Annotated in this window: 19 protein-coding genes; 11 read left to right on the top strand and 8 right to left on the bottom strand. The window is 69.7% G+C overall.

From position 1 onward, the window contains the following. The first annotated feature begins 262 nt into the window (after positions 1–262). Positions 263–700 carry a tetratricopeptide repeat protein gene (locus tag KY661_RS28930; protein ID WP_075004973.1) on the top strand — a complete coding sequence of 146 codons (438 nt, stop codon included), beginning with the start codon at positions 263–265 and terminating at the stop codon, positions 698–700. Between the two features lie 63 nt (positions 701–763). Then, positions 764–1,474, top strand: coding sequence for a tetratricopeptide repeat protein (locus KY661_RS28925; protein WP_225413291.1), 711 nt, complete (start codon positions 764–766; stop codon positions 1,472–1,474). A gap of 13 nt (positions 1,475–1,487) precedes the next feature. On the opposite strand, the gene KY661_RS28920 is transcribed toward KY661_RS28925, so the two are convergent. Further along, on the bottom strand, positions 1,488–2,036 hold the full coding sequence (locus KY661_RS28920) for a hypothetical protein (protein ID WP_225413290.1): 549 nt from the start codon (positions 2,034–2,036) through the stop codon (positions 1,488–1,490). 290 nt (positions 2,037–2,326) lie between these two features. Here KY661_RS28920 and KY661_RS28915 point away from each other — a divergent pair, with 290 nt between their 5' ends. The 3 genes from KY661_RS28915 to KY661_RS28905 all read left to right on the top strand — a co-directional run bounded on the left by KY661_RS28915 (position 2,327) and on the right by KY661_RS28905 (position 3,626). Beyond that, positions 2,327–2,707, top strand: a complete 381-nt coding sequence (locus KY661_RS28915) for a hypothetical protein (RefSeq protein WP_075004975.1) — start codon at positions 2,327–2,329, stop codon at positions 2,705–2,707. A gap of 272 nt (positions 2,708–2,979) precedes the next feature. Beyond that, on the top strand, positions 2,980–3,465 hold the full coding sequence (locus tag KY661_RS28910; RefSeq protein ID WP_225413289.1) for a hypothetical protein: 486 nt from the start codon (positions 2,980–2,982) through the stop codon (positions 3,463–3,465). Then, complete coding sequence (locus KY661_RS28905; protein ID WP_225413288.1) at positions 3,462–3,626, top strand: hypothetical protein; 165 nt, start codon at positions 3,462–3,464, stop codon at positions 3,624–3,626. The genes KY661_RS28910 and KY661_RS28905 overlap by 4 nt, the downstream gene beginning before the upstream one ends. Before the next feature lie 13 nt (positions 3,627–3,639). Here the strand turns inward: KY661_RS28905 and KY661_RS28900 are convergent, their stop codons facing one another. Further along, a complete protein-coding gene (locus KY661_RS28900) occupies positions 3,640–4,584 on the bottom strand; it encodes a methionyl-tRNA formyltransferase (protein ID WP_225413287.1) in 945 nt (314 codons plus the stop codon). An 89-nt stretch (positions 4,585–4,673) separates the two neighbouring features. Between KY661_RS28900 and sctV the strand changes: the two genes are divergently transcribed. Continuing rightward, positions 4,674–6,800: a type III secretion system export apparatus subunit SctV gene (gene sctV / locus KY661_RS28895; protein ID WP_225413286.1), complete on the top strand. Its 2,127-nt coding sequence runs from the start codon at positions 4,674–4,676 to the stop codon at positions 6,798–6,800. A 37-nt stretch (positions 6,801–6,837) separates the two neighbouring features. Here the strand turns inward: sctV and KY661_RS28890 are convergent, their stop codons facing one another. Genes KY661_RS28890 through KY661_RS28880 form a run of 3 tightly spaced genes read right to left on the bottom strand, consistent with a single transcriptional unit; the run spans position 6,838 to position 9,624 of the window. Continuing rightward, positions 6,838–7,449, bottom strand: coding sequence for a methyltransferase domain-containing protein (locus tag KY661_RS28890; RefSeq protein WP_225413285.1), 612 nt, complete (start codon positions 7,447–7,449; stop codon positions 6,838–6,840). Positions 7,450–7,465: 16 nt separating this feature from the next. Continuing rightward, positions 7,466–8,527: an FHA domain-containing protein gene (locus KY661_RS28885; protein ID WP_225413284.1), complete on the bottom strand. Its 1,062-nt coding sequence runs from the start codon at positions 8,525–8,527 to the stop codon at positions 7,466–7,468. Between the two features lie 44 nt (positions 8,528–8,571). After that, positions 8,572–9,624, bottom strand: a complete 1,053-nt coding sequence (locus KY661_RS28880) for a tetratricopeptide repeat protein (RefSeq protein WP_225413283.1) — start codon at positions 9,622–9,624, stop codon at positions 8,572–8,574. A 101-nt stretch (positions 9,625–9,725) separates the two neighbouring features. Here KY661_RS28880 and KY661_RS28875 point away from each other — a divergent pair, with 101 nt between their 5' ends. Together KY661_RS28875 and KY661_RS28870 are read left to right on the top strand one after the other, a co-directional pair. Continuing rightward, positions 9,726–10,241 (top strand): hypothetical protein, encoded by a 516-nt coding sequence (locus tag KY661_RS28875; RefSeq protein ID WP_225413282.1) that lies wholly within the window; start codon positions 9,726–9,728, stop codon positions 10,239–10,241. A 27-nt stretch (positions 10,242–10,268) separates the two neighbouring features. Then, complete coding sequence (locus tag KY661_RS28870) at positions 10,269–12,203, top strand: Ig-like domain-containing protein (protein ID WP_225413281.1); 1,935 nt, start codon at positions 10,269–10,271, stop codon at positions 12,201–12,203. Positions 12,204–12,216: 13 nt separating this feature from the next. On the opposite strand, the gene KY661_RS28865 is transcribed toward KY661_RS28870, so the two are convergent. Further along, on the bottom strand, positions 12,217–13,029 hold the full coding sequence (locus KY661_RS28865; RefSeq protein WP_225413280.1) for an RDD family protein: 813 nt from the start codon (positions 13,027–13,029) through the stop codon (positions 12,217–12,219). Positions 13,030–13,112: 83 nt separating this feature from the next. On the opposite strand from KY661_RS28865, the gene KY661_RS28860 reads away from it, so the two are divergent. Beyond that, complete coding sequence (locus KY661_RS28860; protein ID WP_225413279.1) at positions 13,113–16,169, top strand: cyclic nucleotide-binding domain-containing protein; 3,057 nt, start codon at positions 13,113–13,115, stop codon at positions 16,167–16,169. 10 nt (positions 16,170–16,179) lie between these two features. Here the strand turns inward: KY661_RS28860 and KY661_RS28855 are convergent, their stop codons facing one another. Further along, positions 16,180–17,289 carry a hypothetical protein gene (locus KY661_RS28855; protein ID WP_225413278.1) on the bottom strand — a complete coding sequence of 370 codons (1,110 nt, stop codon included), beginning with the start codon at positions 17,287–17,289 and terminating at the stop codon, positions 16,180–16,182. A gap of 75 nt (positions 17,290–17,364) precedes the next feature. Between KY661_RS28855 and KY661_RS28850 the strand changes: the two genes are divergently transcribed. After that, entirely contained in the window at positions 17,365–18,981 is a 1,617-nt protein-coding gene (locus KY661_RS28850) for a bifunctional metallophosphatase/5'-nucleotidase (RefSeq protein ID WP_225413277.1), read from the top strand. A gap of 39 nt (positions 18,982–19,020) precedes the next feature. Then, positions 19,021–20,043 (top strand): stage II sporulation protein M, encoded by a 1,023-nt coding sequence (locus KY661_RS28845; protein WP_225413276.1) that lies wholly within the window; start codon positions 19,021–19,023, stop codon positions 20,041–20,043. On the opposite strand, the gene KY661_RS28840 is transcribed toward KY661_RS28845, so the two are convergent. Next, positions 20,018–21,472, bottom strand: a complete 1,455-nt coding sequence (locus tag KY661_RS28840) for an FAD-binding protein (protein ID WP_225413275.1) — start codon at positions 21,470–21,472, stop codon at positions 20,018–20,020. The genes KY661_RS28845 and KY661_RS28840 overlap by 26 nt on opposite strands. Positions 21,473–21,561 lie beyond the last annotated feature (89 nt).

Genomic DNA, 21,561 nt, shown 5'->3' with positions numbered 1-21,561 from the left:
GCAGATGATGAAGGCGATGCACGAGATGTCGATGAGCATCATCCGCAACATCGGCGGGTAATTCACCCTCCTGAAGTCGCAGTTGGACCGGCTTCGCGTGGGCCCTGTGGCCAGGCGCGAGGCCGGTTCTGCTTTGGGGGTTCCCGGCCTCGTGCGGATCTTGCCGGGTTTGGGTTGCTTCCATGTCTTCGGAGGGCCGTGCTAACCTCGGCTTGCCCACATGGGTGTAGGTGCTAAGTCCCCAGTTGAGGACCTCCAATCGATGGCGAACCCCGACAATGGAACCACCGGGCCCGAATTGCTCGAGAGGGCCATGGAGGGCTTCGAGTTCTACGAGCAGGGGGACTACGCCAGCGCCCGCTCCATCTTCGAGGAACTCTGCGCCAGGGACCCTCGCGAGGCGTACTACCGGACGGCGCTGGGGGCCATCTGCCTCGCGGAGGATGAGCTCGACCAGGCGCTGGACAACTTCAATCAGGCCCTGACGCTCAACGCCAAGGATGCCGCGGCGCTCGTGAACCGTGGCGAGGTGCGGTTACGGCTGGGAGACATCGTGGATGCGGCCCAGGACTTTGCCCGGGCCGTGGATTTGGATCCCGAGAACAAGGATCCGCTCACCTTGCGTGCGCGCCTGCTGGTGGCCGCGGCCCTGGAGACCATCGAGGCCGCTCAGCGCAGTGCCCACGCCGAATGGAAGTAGCTCTCTCCCCGTAGGCCCATGACCAGCTCGCCCGGGCGGCGAGGGAAATCACCCCCTGGCCCCGTGAAGATTCACCACTTCGAGAAGCGCTCCGCGCCGCGTGCGTCCTCCGCCCCGCGCGAGCCCGAGGTGCCCTCGCACGCGCACCCCACGCTGCCGGAGATGGCGCTGCACACGCGCCCCACGCTGCCGGAGATTCCGCTGCACGCGCCCCCCACGCTGCCGGAGTTCTCCCTGCAGCCGCCCGGCGAGAGCCCCGCCGCGCCGCCTCCGGCCCCGCGCCCTTCCCCGGAAGCCCCTCCGGCCCGCAGGAAGCGCGCCCCGGCGGCCTCTGAAACCCGTTCCCGGAAGGGGAAGTCTGCGGAAGACTCCGCGGAGGGGGCCTCGGCCTCTGGGGTGTCAGAGCGCCTGGCCTCCGCGCGCCGCCTCATCGCCGAGGGGAAGCTGGATGCGGCGCGCAGTGTCCTGGAGCGGCTCGTGGCGCTGGGGGTGGCGGGGGCACCGGTGCAGACCCTGCTCGGCGGCATCTACCTGGCCCAGGGGGCGATGGACCGGGCGCTGGCGTGCTTCGAGGAGGCGCTCGCGCGGGACCCCTCGGATCTGGCCGCGCTGATGTCCCGGGGGCAGGTCCGCCTGAGTCTGGGCGAGCTGCGCCGGGCTCAGGAGGATCTGCAGACGGTGCTGGAGTCCGGCATGGCGGGCAGCCCGCTCGTGGAGCAGGCCCGGCAGCTCCTGGAGCGCATCGGCGAGCTGCGCAACCGCAAGCGGCGGTGACGCCGGGCGGCCCTCAGGGGCGCAGGAAGTAGTCCCAGTTTTGGGTGGGGGACTTGCGGATCTTCAAATAGGTCTTCGGGTCGTCGGGATTGATTTCATTCTTCCCGATCGTCCACAGGTGGGCGCTGCTGTTGGTTTTCCGCTCCTGCTCGGTCATGGAGCGGTCGAAGTTGAACGAGCTGTTGCAGGTGTCCGACGCCTTATACCGGCCCTTGGTGACGTAGGTCGTGAAGGTGGTGGCATCGAAGGTCGCGGTGCCCGTCATCTCGGTCCACGACTGAGTCACGCAATAGCCATTGCGAATGTTGAAGTAGACCTGCTGCTTGAACGTCCCGTCCTCATTGAAGTCGAAGTAGACGGCGGTACCGCCCCCGCTGCCGATGTACTCGCCCTGATCCCCGAAGAAGTTGGTGAAGGAGGCGGTGCCGTACTTCCAGTCGCCCTTGAGCTCGCTGGGCGGAGGGCTGCTGGGCGTCTCGGGCTCGTCATCGCCACAGCCGGTGGCCAGCAGCGCGGCGCAGCACACCCACGCCAGGGACGAGGACAGGAGGGTCGAACGCATGCTCATCATGGGCACCTTCGTTGGGTAAGAGGGGAGAGCCGGAGGAAGAACTCCCGGAGGCATTCCGTCATGCCAAATCCCAGCGTCGGCCATTGATGGGACGGGCTCAAGGTAATCTTGAATCTCCCAGAACCCGTCGAAGGACGAGTGCCCCTTTTTCTAAAAAATCAATAATTTCAGAAGGATAGGGGGCGCGAGGGCGGTGAACGCTCCGCTGCTTGGAGGGGAAGCGCAACTCGGAGCGCGTTTCGGCGACAATAGGGAAAACTTCCTATTTGGAGTTCTGGCCCATGACGACCTCCTCTGTCGGTAGAACCGCTCCCACCCCGGCGGCAACCACTGCCTCTTCCACCCGGGAGACCGCCAAGGACCTGCTGCAGCCGGACGGCTCCTTCAAGCTCACCGACGAGCTGAAGAACGAGGCGGGCATGGGCGGCTTCCTGAAGGGCCTGGGCTCCGCCGAGCAGTCCCTCACCCGCGGCGTCGAGAAGAAGATGGCGGAGTGGGCCAAGTCCCATCCCGGCGCGGATGCGGCGGCGTTCAAGGATCAGCTCAAGAAGACCCTCATGAGCGATGGCATGGCGTACAACAACCTGCAGAAGTCCATCCAGCGGATGCAGGACAAGATCATGAGCGACATGAAGGAAGCCGCCAGCGATCGCTTCGGGTGAGCCTGACAGGCCCGCTGCGGGGGCACCTGGACGTGCTCCCGCTCGAGCCTTCGATGTTTTGAAGCCGTGGTTTCTGTGTCCTTGTCTTTGCTTGGGGGAACGCCGTGACCCGTATCCAGCAGCCGTCTCCTGCCGTCATCAAGTCCAGCAGCACTCCTGCTCAAACGGTCAAGACGTCCACCGCTCCTCAGGGGCAGGGGACCACGAGGACTGCGGGACGGCAAACTGCGGCCAAGGATGGTTTTCAGACGGCCGCCGCAAGGCCCATAGTGTTGAACCCCGAGTTCCGGGCCGCCGCTGCCGAGGTGCTGCCGGGAGGCAAGCCCGCCACCGGAAATTCCGTCACCCAGCAGCAGGCCGAGGCGGCGGTGCGGGATGCCTTCAAGCAGCAGTTCAACGGGCGGCGGGAGCCGACCGCGGGCGAGCTGGCCGACTGGAGCACCCGGGCCAAGGAGCTGGCCTCGCAGCACGGTGCCGAGTACCTGGCCGAGCGCGTTTTCAGCGAGCTGAATAACTCGGTGTCCAACGGCAAGGGCACGCGCCCCACCGGCGGCCCGGTCAACACCACCACGCCTGCCCAGCACATCCTGGAAGCAGCGGTGAAGGACGCCTTCAAGCAGCAGTTCAACGGCAAGCGTGAGCCGACCGCGGGTGAGCTGGCCGACTGGAGCGCGCGGGGCAAGGAGCTGGCCTCGAAGCACGGCTCGGAGTTCCTGGCCGAACCACCCCTGCCCAGCACGTCCTGGAAGCGGCGGTGAAGGACGCCTTCAAGCAGCAGTTCAACGGCAAGCGTGAGCCCACCGCGAATGAGCTGGCCGCGTGGAGCGCCCGGGGCAAGGAGCTTGCCTCGCAGCATGGCTCGGAGTTCCTGGCCGAGCGCCTCTTCAGCGAGCTGAACAAGGCCGCGTCGGGCAAGTAAGCGCCCCCGCGCTTCAGCCCTGCCAGGGCTCGCTCTGCACCACCCACAGGGGCGCGTCCGCGCACTGGATGAGCAGGGCCGTGCCGTCGCGCATCAGGACGGTGCCCGGCGCGGCCTGCACACCCTGTGGGGCGTGGGTCAGGAGCGTGCTCTGTACCTGCCGCCGCTGGCCCTCCAGGGTCGCGAGCGCGGCGTACGGGTGGCCCTCCTGCCATGAGGCCATCCGGCACGCCCGCACCCGCCGGTGGACGGCGAGGGCTGGCTGGCTCCAGTCGAGCTCGCGCTCGGCGGTGCCAAAGTTGCCCGCGTACCCGGCGCCCTGCTCGGTCTGGGGCTCGCCCCGGTCTCCCCAGGTGATGCGGCTGAACACCTCGGGCAGCAGCCGCTCGCCCAGGCTCATCATCTTGTCCGTCAGGGCCTCCGCCGTGTCCCCATCCTCGATGGGGGCGCTTCCGTGAGCGAGCAGCGGCCCGGTGTCGAACTGCGCGTCCATCCGGTGGAACGTCAGGCTCAGCTCCGGCTCGCCGTTGAGCAGCGTCCAGCCGAGCGGGTTGGGGCCCCGGTAGCGCGGCAGCCGGCCCGGGTGGGCGTTGAGGGCCCCTTGGGGCGGCAGCGCCAGGGCCTCCGGTGGAATGCGCCAGGGGAAGAAGAAGCTCAGAATCAGGTCTGGCTGGATGGCCTTCAGCAGGGGGGCGATCCGGTCGCGCCGGCTGGGCAGGAGGATGTCGGCGCTGGGGGGGATCTGCTGAAGCACCTGGTGCATCATCGACCGGCCCAGCTCCGTGCGGGGCCGGGGGCCTCCGGGGCCGGTGGTCATCACCGCCGCCAGCGTGTGGCCCCGGGCCGGGAGCAGCTGGCTCAGGGAGGCCACCACCAGGGGCGAGACGGTCAACAGCGCGATGCGCCAGCCGTCATATTGGATGTGTGCACCGCCGGAAGGAGGGGAGGCAAGCATCATTCGGGTGTCCTACCACCGTGCCTGGGGGGCTCCCAGGGCCCAGGGGGCTTGGGCGCGAGACCGCCCACGGACTAGGATGGCCCCCGCCGATGGTATCCAATCCCAACAGCTTTCTCTCCAAATACTCCGACATCGTCCTCGCGCTGGTGGTGGTCGCCATCGTCGGGATGATGATCGTCCCGCTGCCCACCCTGCTGCTGGACGTGCTGCTGACGCTGAACATCAGCATCTCGGTGGTGTTGCTGCTCATCTCGCTCTACGTGCCCGGAGCGCTCCAGCTGTCGGTGTTCCCGACGCTGTTGCTCATCACCACCATGTTCCGGCTGTCGCTCACCATCTCCACCACCCGGCTCATCCTGCTCACCGGAGACCCAGGCGAGGTGGTGGTGGCGTTCGGAAAGTTCGTGGTCCAGGGCAACTTCGTCGTCGGTGCCATCATCTTCGTCATCCTCACGGTGGTGAACTTCATCGTGATTTCGAAGGGCTCCGAGCGTGTGGCCGAAGTGGCCGCCCGCTTCACCCTGGACGCCATGCCCGGCAAGCAGATGTCCATCGACGCCGACCTGCGCGCCGGCTCGCTCGACCTGGAGCAGGGCAAGAAGAAGCGCCGCGACCTGGAGCGCGAGAGCCAGTTGTTCGGCGCCATGGACGGCGCCATGAAGTTCGTCAAGGGCGACGCCATCGCCTCCATCATCATCACCGTCATCAACATCGTCGGTGGCCTCATCATCGGCGTGATGCAGAAGGGCATGGAGGTGGGCGCCGCCGCCCAGAAGTACTCGCTGCTCACCATCGGTGACGGTCTGGTGGGCATGATCCCCGCCATCCTCATCTCCACCTGCGCCGGTATCATCGTGACGCGCGTGGGCGGCGAGGAGGAGGGCAACCACCTGGGCAAGGACGTGGGCATCCAGCTCACCGCCTACCCGAAGGCCATCGCCATCGCGGCCGGCATGCTCTGCGTCCTGGCCGCCATCCCGGGTCTTCCCACCGTGCCCTTCCTCGCCCTGGGCGGGGCCGCGGGCTTCGGCGCCTGGAAGATGCTCCGGACGAAAGAGGCGGCCGCCGTGGCGGAGGAGGCGGGCGGTCTGGTGCCCTCCGAGTCTCCCAACGGCACGCCGGCCTCCACCGAGCCGCCGCCCAAGGAGCAGCTCAACCCCGAGTCCGAGGTGTTCGTCCCCGTCGTCACCCCCATCGTCCTGGAGGTGTCCGACGCGCTGGTGTCCTTCGTGGACTCGCGGCAGGACAACGGCCGGTTCCTCTTCGAGCTCATCCCGTTCATGCGCGATGGCCTCTTCGTGGAGCTGGGCGTGCGCTTCCCCGGCGTGCGCGCCCGCGGCAACGCGAGCCTGCCCCAGGGCGCCTACCAGATTCAGATCAACGAGGTGCCGGTCGTTACCGGGCAGACCACCATCGGCCACGTGCTGGTGAACGACACCGTGGACCGGCTGAAGCTGATGAACATCACCGGCTTCGAGGCCATCAACCCGGCCACCCGCCAGCCCGCCGCCTGGGTCCCCGAGCAGTACCGGGAGACGCTCGAGGCCGCGGGGCTCACCACCTGGGATGTGCCCGGGTACATGATTCTCCACCTGGCCGCGGTCCTGCGCCGCAATGCCCGCGAGTTCGTGGGCGTGCAGGAAGCCCAGACGATGCTGGACCAGCTGGAGAAGGCCTTCCCCGCCATCATCAAGGAGGTGGTGCCCAAGGTCGTCAACGTGCTGAAGCTCACGGACATCCTCCAGCGGCTCGTGGAGGAGGAGATCTCCGTGCGTGACTTGCGCGGCGTCCTCCAGTCCCTGTCCGAGTACGGCCAGGTGGAAGCCGACAACGTGATGCTCACCGAGCACGTGCGCTCGTCCCTGCGGCGCTACATCTCCCACAAGTACGCGCGCGGCACCGGCACCCTGGTCGTCTACCTGTTGGATCCGCAAATCGAGGAGGCCATCCGGGGCTCCATCAAGCGCACCTCCGCGGGCACGCACCTGGCCCTGGAGCCGGAGCTGGCGCAGGAAATCGTCCAGGCCGTCAAGGCCGAGTGCGGCCACCTGCCTCCGAGCGCCCAGCGCCCCGTCATCCTCACGGCCATGGACATCCGGCGCTACGTGCGCAAGCTGCTGGAGTACGAGTTCAACCCGCCGTTCTCCGTGCTCAGCTACCAGGAGCTCGCGCCGGACCTCAACATCCAGCCCGTGGCGCGCATCTCCACCCGGTAGTCCCCGGGGGCCCTCCGGGGCCCCCCTCCGGGCTCGCTCACCGCCGCTGGTACAGGGCGGTGATGCTGGAGCCCCAGTCGGCCCGCATCACCTTCATGCCCAGCACGCTGAAGGCCGGGGACTGAATCGTCTGCCCGGCAATGACGGCCCGCGCCCCCGGCTTCAGCTCCTCCAGCTTCACGGCGAGCTGCTGCATCAGCTGCGGGCCGTAGCAGGTGCCGTGGGCGAAGACGACGTCATAGTCCCGGAAGTCCAGCTCCAGCATGTCCCCGTCGATGAACTCGATGCGCTGGGCCTGCTGTTCGGGCGGCAGCTGCGGGCGCACCTCCGCGTCATAGCGCTGAAGCACCTGCCGGGCCGCGTCGCCCAGCCCGGGCAGCAGCTCCACGCCCACCACGCGGCTGAACGGAAAGAGCATGGCCGCCAGGAGCGTCGCCTTGCCCGTGCCCGAGCCGAGATCGATGAACTGCTCGCCCGGCTGCGGGGAGACGGCCGCCACCACCTCGTGGAACGGGGCCGGGACGACTTCCCCGTACGTGGTGGAGGCATCCCCCCGGCCCGTCCGCTGCTTCTCCGACCGGGCGATTTCGTAGCCGGGGAGGTTGCCGTAGAGCTGGTCGAAGATCTCTTGCGCGCGCGTGAGTTCCATGGCGCGCCAGTTTAGCTCACGCCCCGGCGATCAGCGCCACGATGAGGCCAATGGCGAGCAGGGCGAAGACGCCCATCACCACCAGCGGCACCAGCTTCTGCTTCGTGAAGCCTCCGGCGGCCACGGGCTCCGGGGGCGGCTCCCTCACGATGGGGCGCGGGGGCTCCGGCGGCGGGGGCGGGGGTTCCTCGGCCTTGACCGGCTCGGGCTCCGGCGGGGGCGGCTCGGGTGGAGGTGGCTCGGGCGGGGGCTCGGCCTTCGGCGGGCGCTTGGGCGGCGGGGCCCGCGGCAGGGGCTGGTTGGGCGTGTGCTCCTCTTCCTCCTCCTCGCCCCCGTCGTCCACGGGCTCGTGGGGAATCACCACCGAGGGCTCGGGCAGGTCCGTGGGGTCCACGTAGATGAGGCGGGTGTTGCCCACCTCCAGCTCGTCCCCGTCCTTGAGCGTCTTGCGGTTGATCTTCTTCTTGTTGACCTTGATGCCGTTGCGGCTGCCCAGGTCCTCCACGTGCGTGCCGGACCAGTCGCGGCGCAGCTTGGCGTGGCGCCGGGAGACCAGGTCCTCGGCGAAGGTGACGTCGGCCGTCTCGTCCCGGCCGATGATGATCTCCTGCGCGTCGTTGAGCTCGATGCGCTCGCCCTCGCGCGGGCCGTTCATGATGCGGAAGTAAGGCCCCTCGCCGCTGGTGAGGCCGCGCATCACGTCCTTCACCAGGCTGCGCGCCACGAAGGACGTCTTGTCCGTGCCGACGTTGAGCGACATGGCCGCCACGTGGCTGAAGCGCACGTCGTACTGGGCAATGCCGATGATGTCCCCGTTGCGCAGGCGGTGCTTCTCGCCCTTGGGCAGGGGTTTGCCATTGATCTGCGTGCCGTAGGCACTGCCCAGATCCTCCAGGAAGTGCAGGTTGCCCTCCTGGGAGATACGGGCATGGTTGCGCGAGACGGCTTGCTGCGCGAGCACCACCTGGCAGGCTTTGTCGCGGCCCAGGGTGATGACCGCCTCGTCGATGACGAGCTCGGTGGGCTTGGCGGCACTGCCGGCCTCGCTGCGCTGCGTGACGGTCAACCGGACGCTCATCGCGAGGACTTCACCAGAAAGATGGGGTCAGAGGAGAAAAGGGCTCAATAGCTGTCGTTCGACAGGAACTTCTCGCACGACTCGGTCTCGGAAGGGAACTCCTCGGCCACGCCGTACTTCAGGAAGTTCTTGCAGGCAATGGCCGCGGCATCCCGCTTCTGGGCCTCCGAATAGAGCCGGAACAGGCCGTAGTGGCACCGGGCGTACTTGCCATCCAGCCGCAGGCACTTCTTGTAGGTGCGCTCTTCCTCGGCGACGAGCCCCTTCTCGCTGTACTGCACCGCCATGGTGTAGAGCGCCTCGGCGGTGTTCTCCGCCGCCAGCGTCTCGCGCTCCTCCTTGCCGGCCGAGTCCACGAGGGCCGCCTTGCGCTGGGCGATGGTCAGGTTGTTGAGGCACTGGGGGTTCTTGGCCTCCAGGCGCACGCAGGTGCTGAAGGCCTCGCGGGCCTCGGCGAAGCGGCTGAGCTCCATGAGCGCCACGCCGTAGTCGTTCCACACGTTGGGCACGTCCGGGGCGAGCTGCGCCGCCTGGCCGATGTGCTCCACGGCCTCCTCGTACTTGCCCTCGCTGTAGGCGATGATGCCCAGGTTGTGGTGGGCGTTGGCGATGTTGGGGTTGACCGCGAGGATGGTGCGGAACTCCTTCTTGGCCTCCTCCGCCTTCTCCATCTTCATCAGCGCCAGGCCCAGGTTGTAGCGGGCCTCGAGGTAGTCGGGGTTGACCTTCAGGGCGCGCTGGAAGTTGTCGTGCGCTTTGCCGTACGCGCCCTCCTCCAGGTAGATGAAGCCGAGGTTCTGGTAGGCCTGGGCCTGCTCCTGGTTGAAGCGCAGGGCCTTGATGAAGTGCTTCTTGGCCTCTTCCTTCTTGCCCGCCTGGAGGCTGATGAGCCCCTTGTTCACCCACAGGTCCGCGTAGTGGGGGGAGAACTCCAGGCCCAGGTCGCAGTAGACTTCGGCGCGCGTGAGGTCGCCGACGGCGATCTGCTGGGTGCACAGCTCGTTGTTGTAGAGGGCGCGCTCGTGGATGGGGGGCTTGGAGATGCAGCCGGTGGCGGCCACCAGGGACAGTGCGCAGAGCAGGGGATTCAGACGCATGGCGCGGCGAGTGTAGGGGAGCGGGCGCCAGGGGATCAACGCCCCCGAGGCATGAATTCCAGGCTGTTTTCCAAGGGTTACGCCTGTAGAGTCCGCGCACCATGCGTACGCTCCTTTGTACCCTCGGCCTCCTTTCGGCCCTGTTTGGCGCGCTTCCTGCCCAGGCCCAGTTCGACAACCACAGCCTCGGCGTGTCCCTGGGCTACATGAACTTCCAGAAGACGGCCGGCCTGGAGGGCGGCGTGTTCCTGGGGCTCGAGGGCAGCTACTACATCGAGGGGGGCTTCGACTTCGTGTCCCTCACGAAGCTGTCGTTTCCCAAGGACCCCATCTCCAACAAGCGGGTGGTGGGCGTCGCCCCCTCGGCCGGTATTCGCTACCTCTTCCTGGAGGAGTCCATCCGGCCCTACGCCGGGGCGGACCTGAGCTACCTGTTCGTCTTCCGGCCCGAGACCACCGGCCAGTACGTGGGCATCGGGCCCAACGTGGGGCTGGACCTGTTCGTCACTGACTCGGTGAGCGTCGGGGTGCGCGGACAGTATATCTTCTACATCGCGCTCAACGAGGAGACGCAGCATTCGCTGGCGTTCTCCGCGGGAGCAGCCGCTTACTTCTAAGCGCCCCATCTCCGAGGTTTCGCCCGCATGCTCCGCCTGCCGTGTCCCTTGCTGCTCGCCGTTGGTTTGCTCTGGGGGCCCCTCGTGGGGTGTGGGGGCGGGGACACGTCTCCGGCGGTGGACGCAGGGCCTCCGCCGCCGGACGCGGGGCCCCCGGATGCGGGCCCGCCCGACGCGGGGCCCCTGGACCGGGTGCCCCCCATCGTGACGTCGCACGCGCCCGCCGCGGGCGCGGTCGCCGTACCGCCGGATCGCCGGCTCGAACTGGTCTTCAGCGAGCCGATGCAGACCCAGGAAGGCCTGCTGCAGCTCCTGCCGGAGGCGGCCTTTCCGGCCAACGGCCGGGTGAAGGTCCGTCCCCAGGACTGGGATGCCTCGGGCCGCCAGGTGTCCTTCGCGTTCCCGGGCGGGCTGCCGCTGGAGACCGAAGTCACGGTCACCGCCTCGCAGTTCCTGGACGTGGCCGGCAACCCGCTGCCCGCGGCCTTCACCTTCCGCTTCACGGTGAGCGACGGCCAGCCCCCCCGGGTGACGGCCTCCTCCCCTGGCGAGGGCGCCAGCCGCGTGCCCCTCAACACCGCGCAGGTGTCCTTCACCTTCAATGAGCCCATGGATACCCGCGTGGGCTCGCTCGCGCCTCAGGGCGGGCTCACCTTGGGCCCGGCCACGTGGGCGGACGCCCGGGTGCTCACGGCGCCCATCACCAGCACCCTGGTGAACAACGGGCAGTACGCCGTGCGGCTCGAAGGGTTCCGCAACGTCCACGGCCAGGCGTTCAGCGGGGTGCCCACCCTGGGCGATGGGAAGCTGGACTTCGGCACGGGCCCGGACCTCACCCCGCCCACGGTGGTGAGCGCGAGCCCCGCCGAGGGCGCCAGCAACGTGGCGACCGAGTACACCACCCGGGTGGTGCTCACCTTCAGCGAGCCCATGAAGAAGACCGTGGGCAAGGCCGAGCTGGTGGACGGCTCCACCCGCACGGTGCTCACGCCCCAGTGGAATGGGGATGGCTTCAGCGTCAGCTATGACGTGACGTTCCTGCTGCGCCACAACGCGGCGCTGGGCATCGCCCTGACCGGGTTCCAGGACGCGGTGGGCAATGCGCTGGACCCGAAGCCCTACCTGGGCAACGGGGTGCTCGACTTCCGGACGGTGTTGGACACCACGCGGCCCTACCTGGAGAGCTCGAATCCCGTGGATGACGCCCAGGATGTGTACCCGGCCGAGGTGTACCTCACCGGCGGCACCCCCGCGACGGGCCTGCGCAAGCGCTTCACCTTCGTGTTCAGCGAGCCGATGGACACCCGTGAGAGCCGCGTCACGCTGCACGAGACGGCCTCCCCGGGCACCTTCCGCAGCTTCAACGGCACCTGGGCCACCGACCGGAGGACGCTGACCGTCACCGTCACCGCGGTGGCCACCGGGCAGCTCCCCGTGGCCGAGACGCGCGCCTATTACATGGACCTCACCGGCCTGAAGGATGCCGCGGGCAACACCGTGGAGACGACGTTCCCGGGGCCCGGGGGGGATGGCCGGATTGGCTTCCTCACGCTGGCGGACCTGCCGTGGCTCGACCATGCGTGCGCGCACGCGCTCGCGGTGGCCCCCACGGCCGTCACGGCCACCGCCACCTTCTCGGGGGCCTCGCCGCGCACGGACGCGCTCCACGGGCACTACACCGTGACCCTTCCCGGCGGGAACGGGAGCTTCACGGGCTACACCCGGATGCGGCTGGGCTTCGAGCGGCTGTACCACGCCTTCCTGAACCGGGAGGTGCCCCTGGAGGTGACGGACGCGGCGAACGGCGCGGTGCTCGAGGTGACGCTGGAGCCCGTGCCGCCCGCCTGCAACGAGCTCACGCACATGGCCACCTTCCGCTCCACCGCCAACCCGGAGCTGCGGGCCCGCTTTGGCCCAGCCCCGGCCGCCGCCTTCCGCCTCGTGCTGGAGGAGCACGACTGACGGGGGCCGCCGCTCAGCGGGCCGTGGGCGGGCGCATCCGCGCACTGGCCCCCCGGCCCCGGGCGGAAGGCGAGGGGAGCAGGGCGGTGGCCACCAGCAGCGACCACTTCTCGTCGGAGAGGTGGGCGGGCTTCTCCATGGCCAGCACGTCCTGAAGCCGCGCGCCCAGCGCGGCGAAGAGCCGCAGCCGGGCCTCCAGGCTCAGCTCGTCCCGGCGCAGGGCCGCGGAGAAGAGGACGTCCCGCTCCTCCGTGGAGAGCTTCTTCGCCCGGGAGACGAAGAGGCTGTCGGCCAGCAGCCCCTCCTCGGCGGGGACGCCCAGCGCCGAGGGCACCTTCAGGCGCCGCTCCCGGACGACGATGGTGCCGGCCAGCATGTCCCCCAGCCGCTGGTGCGAGCCGGACAGGAGGGCCGAGACGCCCCCCACGAGGTACAGGAAGGGCAGCCGGTCCACCGGCCGGGCCAGGTTGCGCAGCGCCGCATGGTAGAAGCCGATGCGCACGCCGCTCTCCTGGATGACGCGCAGGGAGAGCAGCCGCTTGCCCACCGTCTGGCCGCTCCAGACCGTCTCCAGGGTGATGCCGTAGCCCCAGTCCACCAGGAAGTAGATGACGATGCTCAGCGCGCTGGCGAAACCTGGGAAGAAGGCCAACGCCCGGTTGAGCCCCAACAAGATGGCCGAGCAGCCCACGGCCACGATGAGGGTGTCCACCAGCCAAGCGAGAAAGCGCGAGCAGAGCCCCGCCAGCGTGAAGCGGAACTCCACGTACTCAGGGGTGAGAACGTTATGGCTGCCGTCGAGCAGGGTCGCTTGCGGGGACGTCACCGGCCCAGTCTAGCCAGGAGACCGGGCGGACAGGAGAGCGTCATTCCGCAGTCTCGCGCAGATCGGTTAATCTGGATTCTCCCGTGTCAGACACCGCGTCCACCTCCTGGGTCCAGCGTCTTTGGCCCGCGGCGGTCTTCCAGTTCGCCCTCATCGCCGGTGTGACGCAGCTCAAGACGGCTGCGAACGCCCTGGTGCTGTCGCGCTTCGAGTCCCACGCGCTGCCCTACCTGTACCTGGTGGGCGCGCTCATGACCGCGGTGCTGACGGTGCTGCCGCGTGCGCGGCAGGACTCCCGCCTGGAGTCCCCGGGGCTCATCACCGTGATGGGCAGCGTGATTGCCCTGGGGCTGGCGGCCGGGTTGTCGGCCGGCCAGCGGCTGCCCGCGCTCGCGCTCTACCTCTTCGCGGACACCTTCACCACGTTCGTGTCCCTGCGCTTCTGGGGCCGCATGGCCTCGTCGTTCGATGCGCGGGAGGCCCGCCGCGCCTTCACCATCCTCAATGGCTTCGGCATGGGCGGCGGCATCATCGGCGGGCTGCTCGTGCAGGCGCTGGCGGTGCGGCTGGGCACCTCGGTGGTGGTGGCCAGCGGCGCGCTGGGGCTGCTCGCGGCCGGCATCGTCTTTCACTTCAACATGCGCGCGGTGCTCATCGTGCCGCGCTCCCGGCATGCCAGCACCACCGCGGCGCCCTGGCTCTACTTCGCCCAGAGCCCCTATGCCCAGGTGCTGGGCGCGCTGGGCATCGCCTTCGCGGTGCTCTCCTCCTTCGTGGACTACCTGTTCCGCCTGAGGGTGGAGGGCACCATGAGCGAGGACAGCCTGGCGGCCCTCTTCGGCTCGCTGCAGCTGTGGATTGGCCTGTTCTGCGTGGGCTTCCAGCTCCTGCTCGCCGAGCGGCTGCTGGGGCGGCTGGGGCTCTTGCGCTACCTGGCGCTGGTGCCCCTGGTGCTCGCGCCCTTGGCCATCGCCACGCTCGCCACGCCCCTCTTGTGGCCGGTGCACCTGCTGAGGTTGGTGGAGACGGCGGTGAACTACTCCATCCTCCCGGTGGGCATCCAGCTGCTCTACGCGGCGGTGGCCGACGAGCAGCGCGAGGCGGTCCGCAGCGCGGTGGATGGGCTGCTGCGCAAGGCGGGCGTGGTGCTGGCGGGCCTGCTGCTCATCGGCGCGGGCCGCACCGCCACGGGCGCCACCATGGCGGTGGCGGTGGTGGGGCTGTGCATCGCGCTCGTGGTGCTCCTGCTGCGCCTCAAGCCCGCCTATGTGGAGGCGCTGGAGGAGCGCGTCGGCGCCTCCGTCGAGGACGAGGTGGAGGTGGGCGGGGAGACGCAGAAGCTGCTGGTGGAGGCGCTGGGGGCGAGCGCCCCGGAGCGCGTCCTGCGCGCCGTGGACATGCTGGCCCAGGCCGAGGTGCCGCTCCGGGCCCACCTGCCCGCGCTCCTGGGCCACTCGAACGAGCGGGTGGTGGAGCGCGGCGTGGAGCTGGCGCTGGAGTTGGGTGCCTACGAGACGTCTCCCACCCTGGAGCGGCTGGTGGAGGAGGGCCCCCGGCGCCCCCGGGACCAGGCCGTGTGGGCGCTGGCGCGCCTGTCGCCGGGCCGGGCCGAGCGGCTGCTGCCGTCGCTGCTGGAGCACCCGGACATTGGCCTGCGCTGCGCGGCCATCGGCGCGATGATTCACTCGCAGGGCCACAGCGCCGCCCTGGCCGCGCTCAGCGCGCTGCTCGCCCGGGGGATGCAGGCCCCGGTGGCCGAGCGCCGCGAGGTGGCGCGGCTGCTGGGCCGCCTGGGGGACACGCGCTTCGCGGCGCCCCTGGCGCAGTACCTCTCGGACGCGGACTCCTCGGTGCGCCGGGTGGCCATCGACGCGGCGGGGGTGGGGCAGTACCTGGAGCTGGCGCCCCGGCTGCTGACGTTCCTCACCTGGCGCGAGGAGCGCAAGGAGGCGCGCGAGGCGCTGGCGGCGCTCGGGGACCGGGTGATGCCGCTCCTGGAGGTGACGCTCAACAACCGCGCGGCGCCCGTGGCCATGCGCCTGCAGCTCACGCGCGTCATGCGCAGCATCGCCACCTCGGATGCGCTGCACGCCTTCCTCTTCTCCAACGTGCGCGACGATGCCTTCCTGCAGTTCCGCATCGGCTCGGCGATGTCCCGCTTGCGCGACGAGCACCCGGAGTTCCCCGTGGACGTCGAGCGGGTGCGCGAGGCGCTCGGCCGGCGGCGCGACGTGTACCGCGAGCACGTGGAGGCGTTCCGTGACTTGCGCGCGGCGCTGGGCGATGGCTCGCTGCTCACCCGGGCCGTGGGGGACCGGCTGGACCAGGCCCTGGAGATGTCCTTCTCCCTGCTGGGGCTGTTCCACCCGCCGCAGGTGATGCGGCGCGTGCACCAGCTGCTGGTGGGCAAGGATCCGCGCCGGCGCGCCTACGCGCTGGAGCTCTTGGACAACGTGGTGGCGGAGGAGGACCGCGAGCTGGTGCTGGAGCAGGTGGAGGCCCACCACCGGGACCTGCCCCTGGGCGCCGCGGGGCGGCTGGAGTCCCACCTGGAGGTGCTCATCCAGAGCGAGGACAGCGTGCTGCGCGCCTGTGCGCGCTACGTGGCCCAGCGCCAGGGCTCGCTGGTGGTGCCGCCCGAGCAGGAGACCGACATGAGCGAAGTGACCGTGCAGAAGATGTTCGCCCTGGAAGGCGTCAGCGTCTTCTCCCAGAGCGACGTGGATGACATCGCCGCGGTGGCCGCCGTGGCGCGCGAAGTGCGCTTCCGCGCGGGCGAGCGCATCTTCAGCCAGGGCGACCCGGGCGACGCGCTCTACGTCATCGTCGAGGGCGCGGTGGACCACTTCCACGACGGCGAGCACGTGCTGCGGCAGCACTCCAAGGAGACCTTCGGGGACGTGAGCCTGCTGGATGGGGCCCCGCGCCCCACCGACGTCGTCGCCCTGCAGGACACCCGGGTGCTCGTCATCGACCGGCGCGACTTCCTCGACCTGCTCGCCGACCGCCCCGAGCTGCTCACGGGCTTCTTCCGCGCGGTGAGCCAGCAGCTGCGCCAGTTCGTCGAGGCGGAGGCGGCCGGGGTGGGGAGCCTGCCCAACCCGCCGAAGCTGCTGCCGGCCGCCACCGAGAAGGCCTGAGCCCGAGGGCTCAGGCGGGCCGGGCGGTGGGCGCGTCCGGGTCGGCGACGGGCGTGTGGGGCGAGGGCGCGGCGAGCGTGTGCCGGTGGGCGGCCAGCAGGTGCGCGGAGGCCACGGGGATGAGCGGGCGCAGGAAGCACTTGAGCACGGGCAGCATGGACAGCGCGCGCACCACGGACAGCCCGGCGAAGGCCCACGGCTGGCGCTCCACCTCGGCCGCGGGCGAGAAGGCGAAGCGGGTGCGCTCCGTCCAGAACCGGCCGTAGCCCTGCAAGAGCTTCCAGCGGAAGCCGGGCACCTGCGTGGTGAGCACGGTCCACCCGCGCAGGAACCAGGGCGCGCCCGCGGTGGTGTCCGTCCAGGCCCGCGCGCTCTTGCTCGCGGTGAACACCACCACCCAGTACGCGCTCCACAGGGGCACGAGCACCCCCATCAGCAGCCTCGAGCCGGGCAGCGGCAGCGTGAGGAAGGAGAGGACGACGGTGCCCAGCACGAACACCACGAGCGAGCGCCAGCGGTGGCGCAGCTCCTTGAGGAGCCACCGGACGTTGAGGCGCACGCGGGGGGTGAGGGGCCCATCCTCCGGCTCGATCGCCGTCAGCAGGCTGGCCTCCCGGGCGATGGCATCGTGGTAGTCCCGGGTCAGCGCGATGACCCCCCACTGGACCAGATGCAGGGCCGCCAGCAGCGCGGCCCAGAACTCCAGCGAGGTGACATCCGCCAGGTCCTCGCTCTCCAGGGTGGCGGCTGACTTTCCCGGGATGTCATCGTCTTCGCTGTCTTCGGCCTCTTCCGGGGCTTCCGGTGCGGAGGCGGGGGGCTTGTCCGAGGCGGAGCGGTGCACGGCCTTCGTGCCCCCGTCCATGAGGAGTCCCCCCAGGACGAGGACGGTGATGGCCTGGAGGATGCTCACCCACAGGTAGCGCCGCCGGGCGGCCGCGTCCGCCCAGAGCGCCCGGAGCAGGTGGTAGGGCAGGCACAGGCCGTGGACGAACGCGCGGAGGGGGTGCTGGGGGCTCGGAAGGGGGCGCTGCTGGAAGTGCGCCGCGCCGCTGCGTACATCTTCCCACGCGGCGAAGGGCGTCCGCGCCGCAGGCTCCTGCTCGTTCCACTGGGACACGCGCCCACGGTAGCACAGGCCCCTGGGTGCATTCGGAACCTGTCGGGTGGCCTGATTTATGGTAGACGCGCGCTCGTGAGCCCGATCTCTTTCCGAGCCTTCTTCCGTCCAGCGTCCTCCTCGTTCTCCTTCTCGCGGCGCCTCACCCCGGGGCCCCTGGCGCTCGTGCTCCTCGGCGGGCTGTCCGCCTGCGACAAGCCCCAGCCGCCCGCGCCCAAGCCCGCCCCGGCGGCGCAGGACGCGGGGGCCGCGGCGCCCGCGATGCCTCCGGAAGTGACGCTCCTGGTGACGGGCGGTGTGGGTGGGCAGCTGCTGCCCACGGGGGAGGGAGAGCAGCGCAAGGGCGGCGCGGCGGAAATTCTCGGCCGCTGGGTGGCCGAGGAGAAGCACTGTCCCACGCCGCTCGCCGAGGGCCAGCCCGAGTGTAAGGACGCGGGCACGCTGGTGCTCTCCACGGGCGACAACTGGAACGGCCCGGCCATCTCCTCCTTCTTCCTGGGGGAGACCACCTCGGCGGTCATGCGGCGGCTGGGCTACGCGGCCTCCGCGCTGGGCAACCACGAGCTGGACTTCGGACGGGAGCAGTTCACCAAGAACGCCACCATCGGCGGCTTCCCGTTCCTGGCGGCCAACCTGCGCGTGAAGGACGAGGCGCTGGCCAAGGACTTCAAGGTCCCCGCCTTCCAGGTGTTCGAGCGGCGCGGCCTGAAGGTGGGCGTGGTGGGCCTGGCCTCCACCAAGACGGTGTCCGCGGCGATGGCGGGCCGGGCCGAGGGCCTGGAGCTCATCGGCTACGAGGAGGCGCTCACGGCCGTGGTGCCCCAGGCCCAGGCGGCGGGCGCCGACGTGCTGGTGGTGGTGGCCGACGCGTGCCCCTCGGAGCTGCAGCCCATCGTGGAGAAGCACGCGGACTGGAAGCTGGCGCTCGTGGTGGGCGGTGGCCGGTGCGCCCAGCCGTTCGAGACGGCGAAGGTGGGGGACACGTCCATCGTCTCCATCAGCCGCGGGCTCGACAAGTACTTGCGCGCCCACATCACCTTTGATGCGAAGAAGCCCGCCGGGCAGAAGGTCTCCGCGCTGGACACGAAGCTCATCGCGGTGCCCGCGGGCGCGGGCGCCCCGGAGCCGGACGCGCAGACGGCGCAGATCATCAACGGCTTCAAGGAGCAGCTGGACCAGCGCCTGGGCGAGCAGATCGGCTTCTCCAAGAAGGGCCTGAAGCAGGACTCCAAGGAGATGGTGCGCTGGATTGCCGGCTCCATGCGCGAGGTGCTCGGCACCGACGCGGCCGTGCTCAACAAGAAGGGCCTGCGCCAGGACCTGCCCGCGGGGCCCATCACCCTGGGCACCATCTACTCGGTGCTGCCGTTCGAGAACTCGCTGGTCATCGCCAAGGTGAAGGGCGCGGACCTGGCCAAGCAGCTCGCCAACCCCGAGGCGCTCATCTCGGGCTTCACGGCGGCCGGGAAGAACAAGTTCAAGGACAGCAAGGGCAAGCCGCTGGACCCCAAGCGCGAGTACACCGTGGCCACCGTGGAGTACCTGTACTTCGGCGGCGATGGCTTCGAGTTCGACAAGCTCGATGGCGAGCCGACCGAGACGGGCATGGCCTGGCAGACGCCGGTCATCGACTGGACGAAGCAGAAGGGCTTCACCGAGGCCAAGCCGCTCGAGAAGGCGCTGCCGAAGTAGGCGGTGCCGCAGTGCCCGGACAGGCTAGAGTCCGCGCCCATGGACGTGGCGGAGTTCATCGAGGCGCGGCGCCCCCGCTGGGAGAAGCTGGAGTCGCTGCTCGACAAGGCGGAGAACCGGGGCCTGCGGGAGCTGAGCCTGGAGGAGGCGCGCTCGCTCGGGAAGCTGTACCGGGCCGTCTCCAGTGACTTGCTGTGGGTCCGCGCCCGCAGCGGCTCCGCCGAGGTGAACGCCTACCTCAATGACCTGGTGGGCCGCGCCTACGCGCTCACCTACCCGGGCAAGCGCCCCCGCCTCGCGGACGTGTGGGCGTTCGTCTCGCGCGGCTTCCCGGCGCTGCTGCGGCGCGAGTGGCGCATGTACCTGGCCTCGGTGCTGCTGCTGATGGCGGGGGCGGGCTTTGGCTACCTGGGCATGGTGATGGACCCGGACGCGGCGCATTACCTCGTGCCGGAGGACCACCTGAAGATCGACCCTTCCGAGCGTGCCGCCCAGGAGGCCAACGGGCCGGGCATGTCGGTGGAGGCTCAGGCGACGTTCTCCTCCTTTCTGTTCACCCACAACATCCAGGTGGCGTTCCTGGCCTTCGCGCTGGGCATCACCGTGGGGATTGGCACCGCGCTGATGCTCTTCGTGAACGGCCTGCTGCTCGGGGCGCTCGCGCAGGTGTACGCCGCCAAGGGGCTCGCGGGCTGGTTCTGGGCGTGGATCCTCCCGCACGGCATTCCGGAACTCACCGCCATCTGCATCGCCGGCGCCGCGGGGCTCGTCATCGCCCGGGGCATGGCGGCGCCCAAGGGGCTGCCCCGGGGCGTGGCGCTGCGCCAGGAGGCAGTGACGGCGGTGAAGCTGCTGTTCGGCACCCTGGTGCTCTTCGTGCTCGCGGGCTTCATCGAGGGCACCGTGTCGCAGATTCATCCGCCCCGGTTGTCGGTGGCCTTTAAAATCTCCTTCGCCCTGGCGGTGGGCGCGGGGGTCTACGCCTATCTGTGCTCGGACTTCCTCCGGGCCTGGAGGGGAGACGAGGCCCCGGCGCTCAGAAGATCCGCTGACCCGGGGTGAGGACGAGGTCCGGGTCGAACGCCCACTTGGAGGACTGGAACAGGCCCCACAGGGGCTGGAAGTGCTCGCTCCACTCGGCGGGCGTCTGCGGGCCGGAGCTGATGGGGTAGGCCTTGCCGCCGATGTCCGCGAGCTGCTTGAGGAACAGCCGGTTCTTCGCGAGCAGCGCCTCCACGTTCTCCGGGGTGGGGGGCACGGCGGTGCGCAGCAGGGACAGCAGGAAGGTGTGCTGGTCGGCCGGCACGCGGAGGAACGGCGCGGTGAGCTCGCGGTTGTGGAAGGGGTAGAGCAGGATGGGGCCCTGGCCCAGCTCCTCATCGGACGTCTGGTTGAGCACCTGCTCCACATAGGCGGTGACGGAGCGCCCGGGGACGAACACGTTCAGCCAGGGGTGGGGGAGCTGCCACGCGCCCAGGCTCTTGAGCTGCTCCACCATCGGGGCTAGGCGGTTGGTGAAGTCGAAGTAGGTGCTGTCCTGCACCGCCACCGTGCCGGGCTGGAAGGACAGGCCCTGGAGCAGCGCCGCATCGTTCGGCGGGGCCTCCGGGCGGAAGTACTTCACCGCCTCCAGGTGGTAGGTGCGCACGCCCCCCGCCAGCGAGATGGAGCCCTCCACGTAGTCGAAGCGGCCATCCTCGATGAGCTTCCGCTGGTCCGCCACGAGCCCCGAGAGCTGCGCGTACGCCGCCGTGTAGGTGCGGGCCAGGGGGGGCACGGGCACCAGCCGGAGCTTCGCCCGGACGATGATGCCGAACTGGCCCAGCCCGCTGCGCACGGCGTCGAACAGCGGCTTGCGGTGGAACGGGGAGCAGTTCACCCGCTCGCCCCGGCCCGTCACCACCTCCAGCTCCAGCACGTTGTCCACCTGGAGGCCATGGCGGAACGCCTGCCCGCCAATGCCGCCCACCGACAGCGTGCCGCCGACGCTCAGATCGATGGAGTCCGTGAGCACCGGGGGGCTCAGGCCCACCGGCACGGTGGCCTGCAGCAGCTGAATCCACCGCACGCCCGCGTCCACCCAGGCGCTGTTGGCGGTGACTTCGTGGATGGTGGCCAGGGCGGACATGTCGATGAGCACGCCGGCCTCGACCTGGGCCTGGCCCTGGGTGCTGTGGCTCTCGCCGATGCCGCGCGTGCCGGAGACCTTCAGCTGGTGCAGCCGCGCGAAGCGAATCACCTTCACGATGTCGTCTACCGAGCCCGGCACGAGCACCGCCCAGGGCGTGCGGTGCACGCTGTGGCCGAAGTCGTCCGCGGCCTGCTCCCGCACCGCCGCGTCCAGCAGCAGTTGGCCATCGAACGTGGGCACGCTCAGGGTGCCGGGCTCGCCGTTGGACGCCCAACTGCGGCTGATGGGGTTGAATGCCGCGGCCGTGGCCACCAGCGCTCCTTGCAGGAGGGACCGGCGGGGGAGGGTTCCGAGCGACATGGGGGGACTCGCTTTCCAGCTTCAGGGGAACGAACCCCATTATTCCACGATAGCTGGCTTTTTACACCAATAACGTTTGAGCGGGTTTC

Source organism: Allostigmatella hybrida, assembly GCF_020103775.1.
GTDB classification, from domain to species: domain Bacteria; phylum Myxococcota; class Myxococcia; order Myxococcales; family Myxococcaceae; genus Hyalangium; species Hyalangium aurantiaca.
This window is presented reverse-complemented; position numbering and strand designations above follow the sequence as displayed.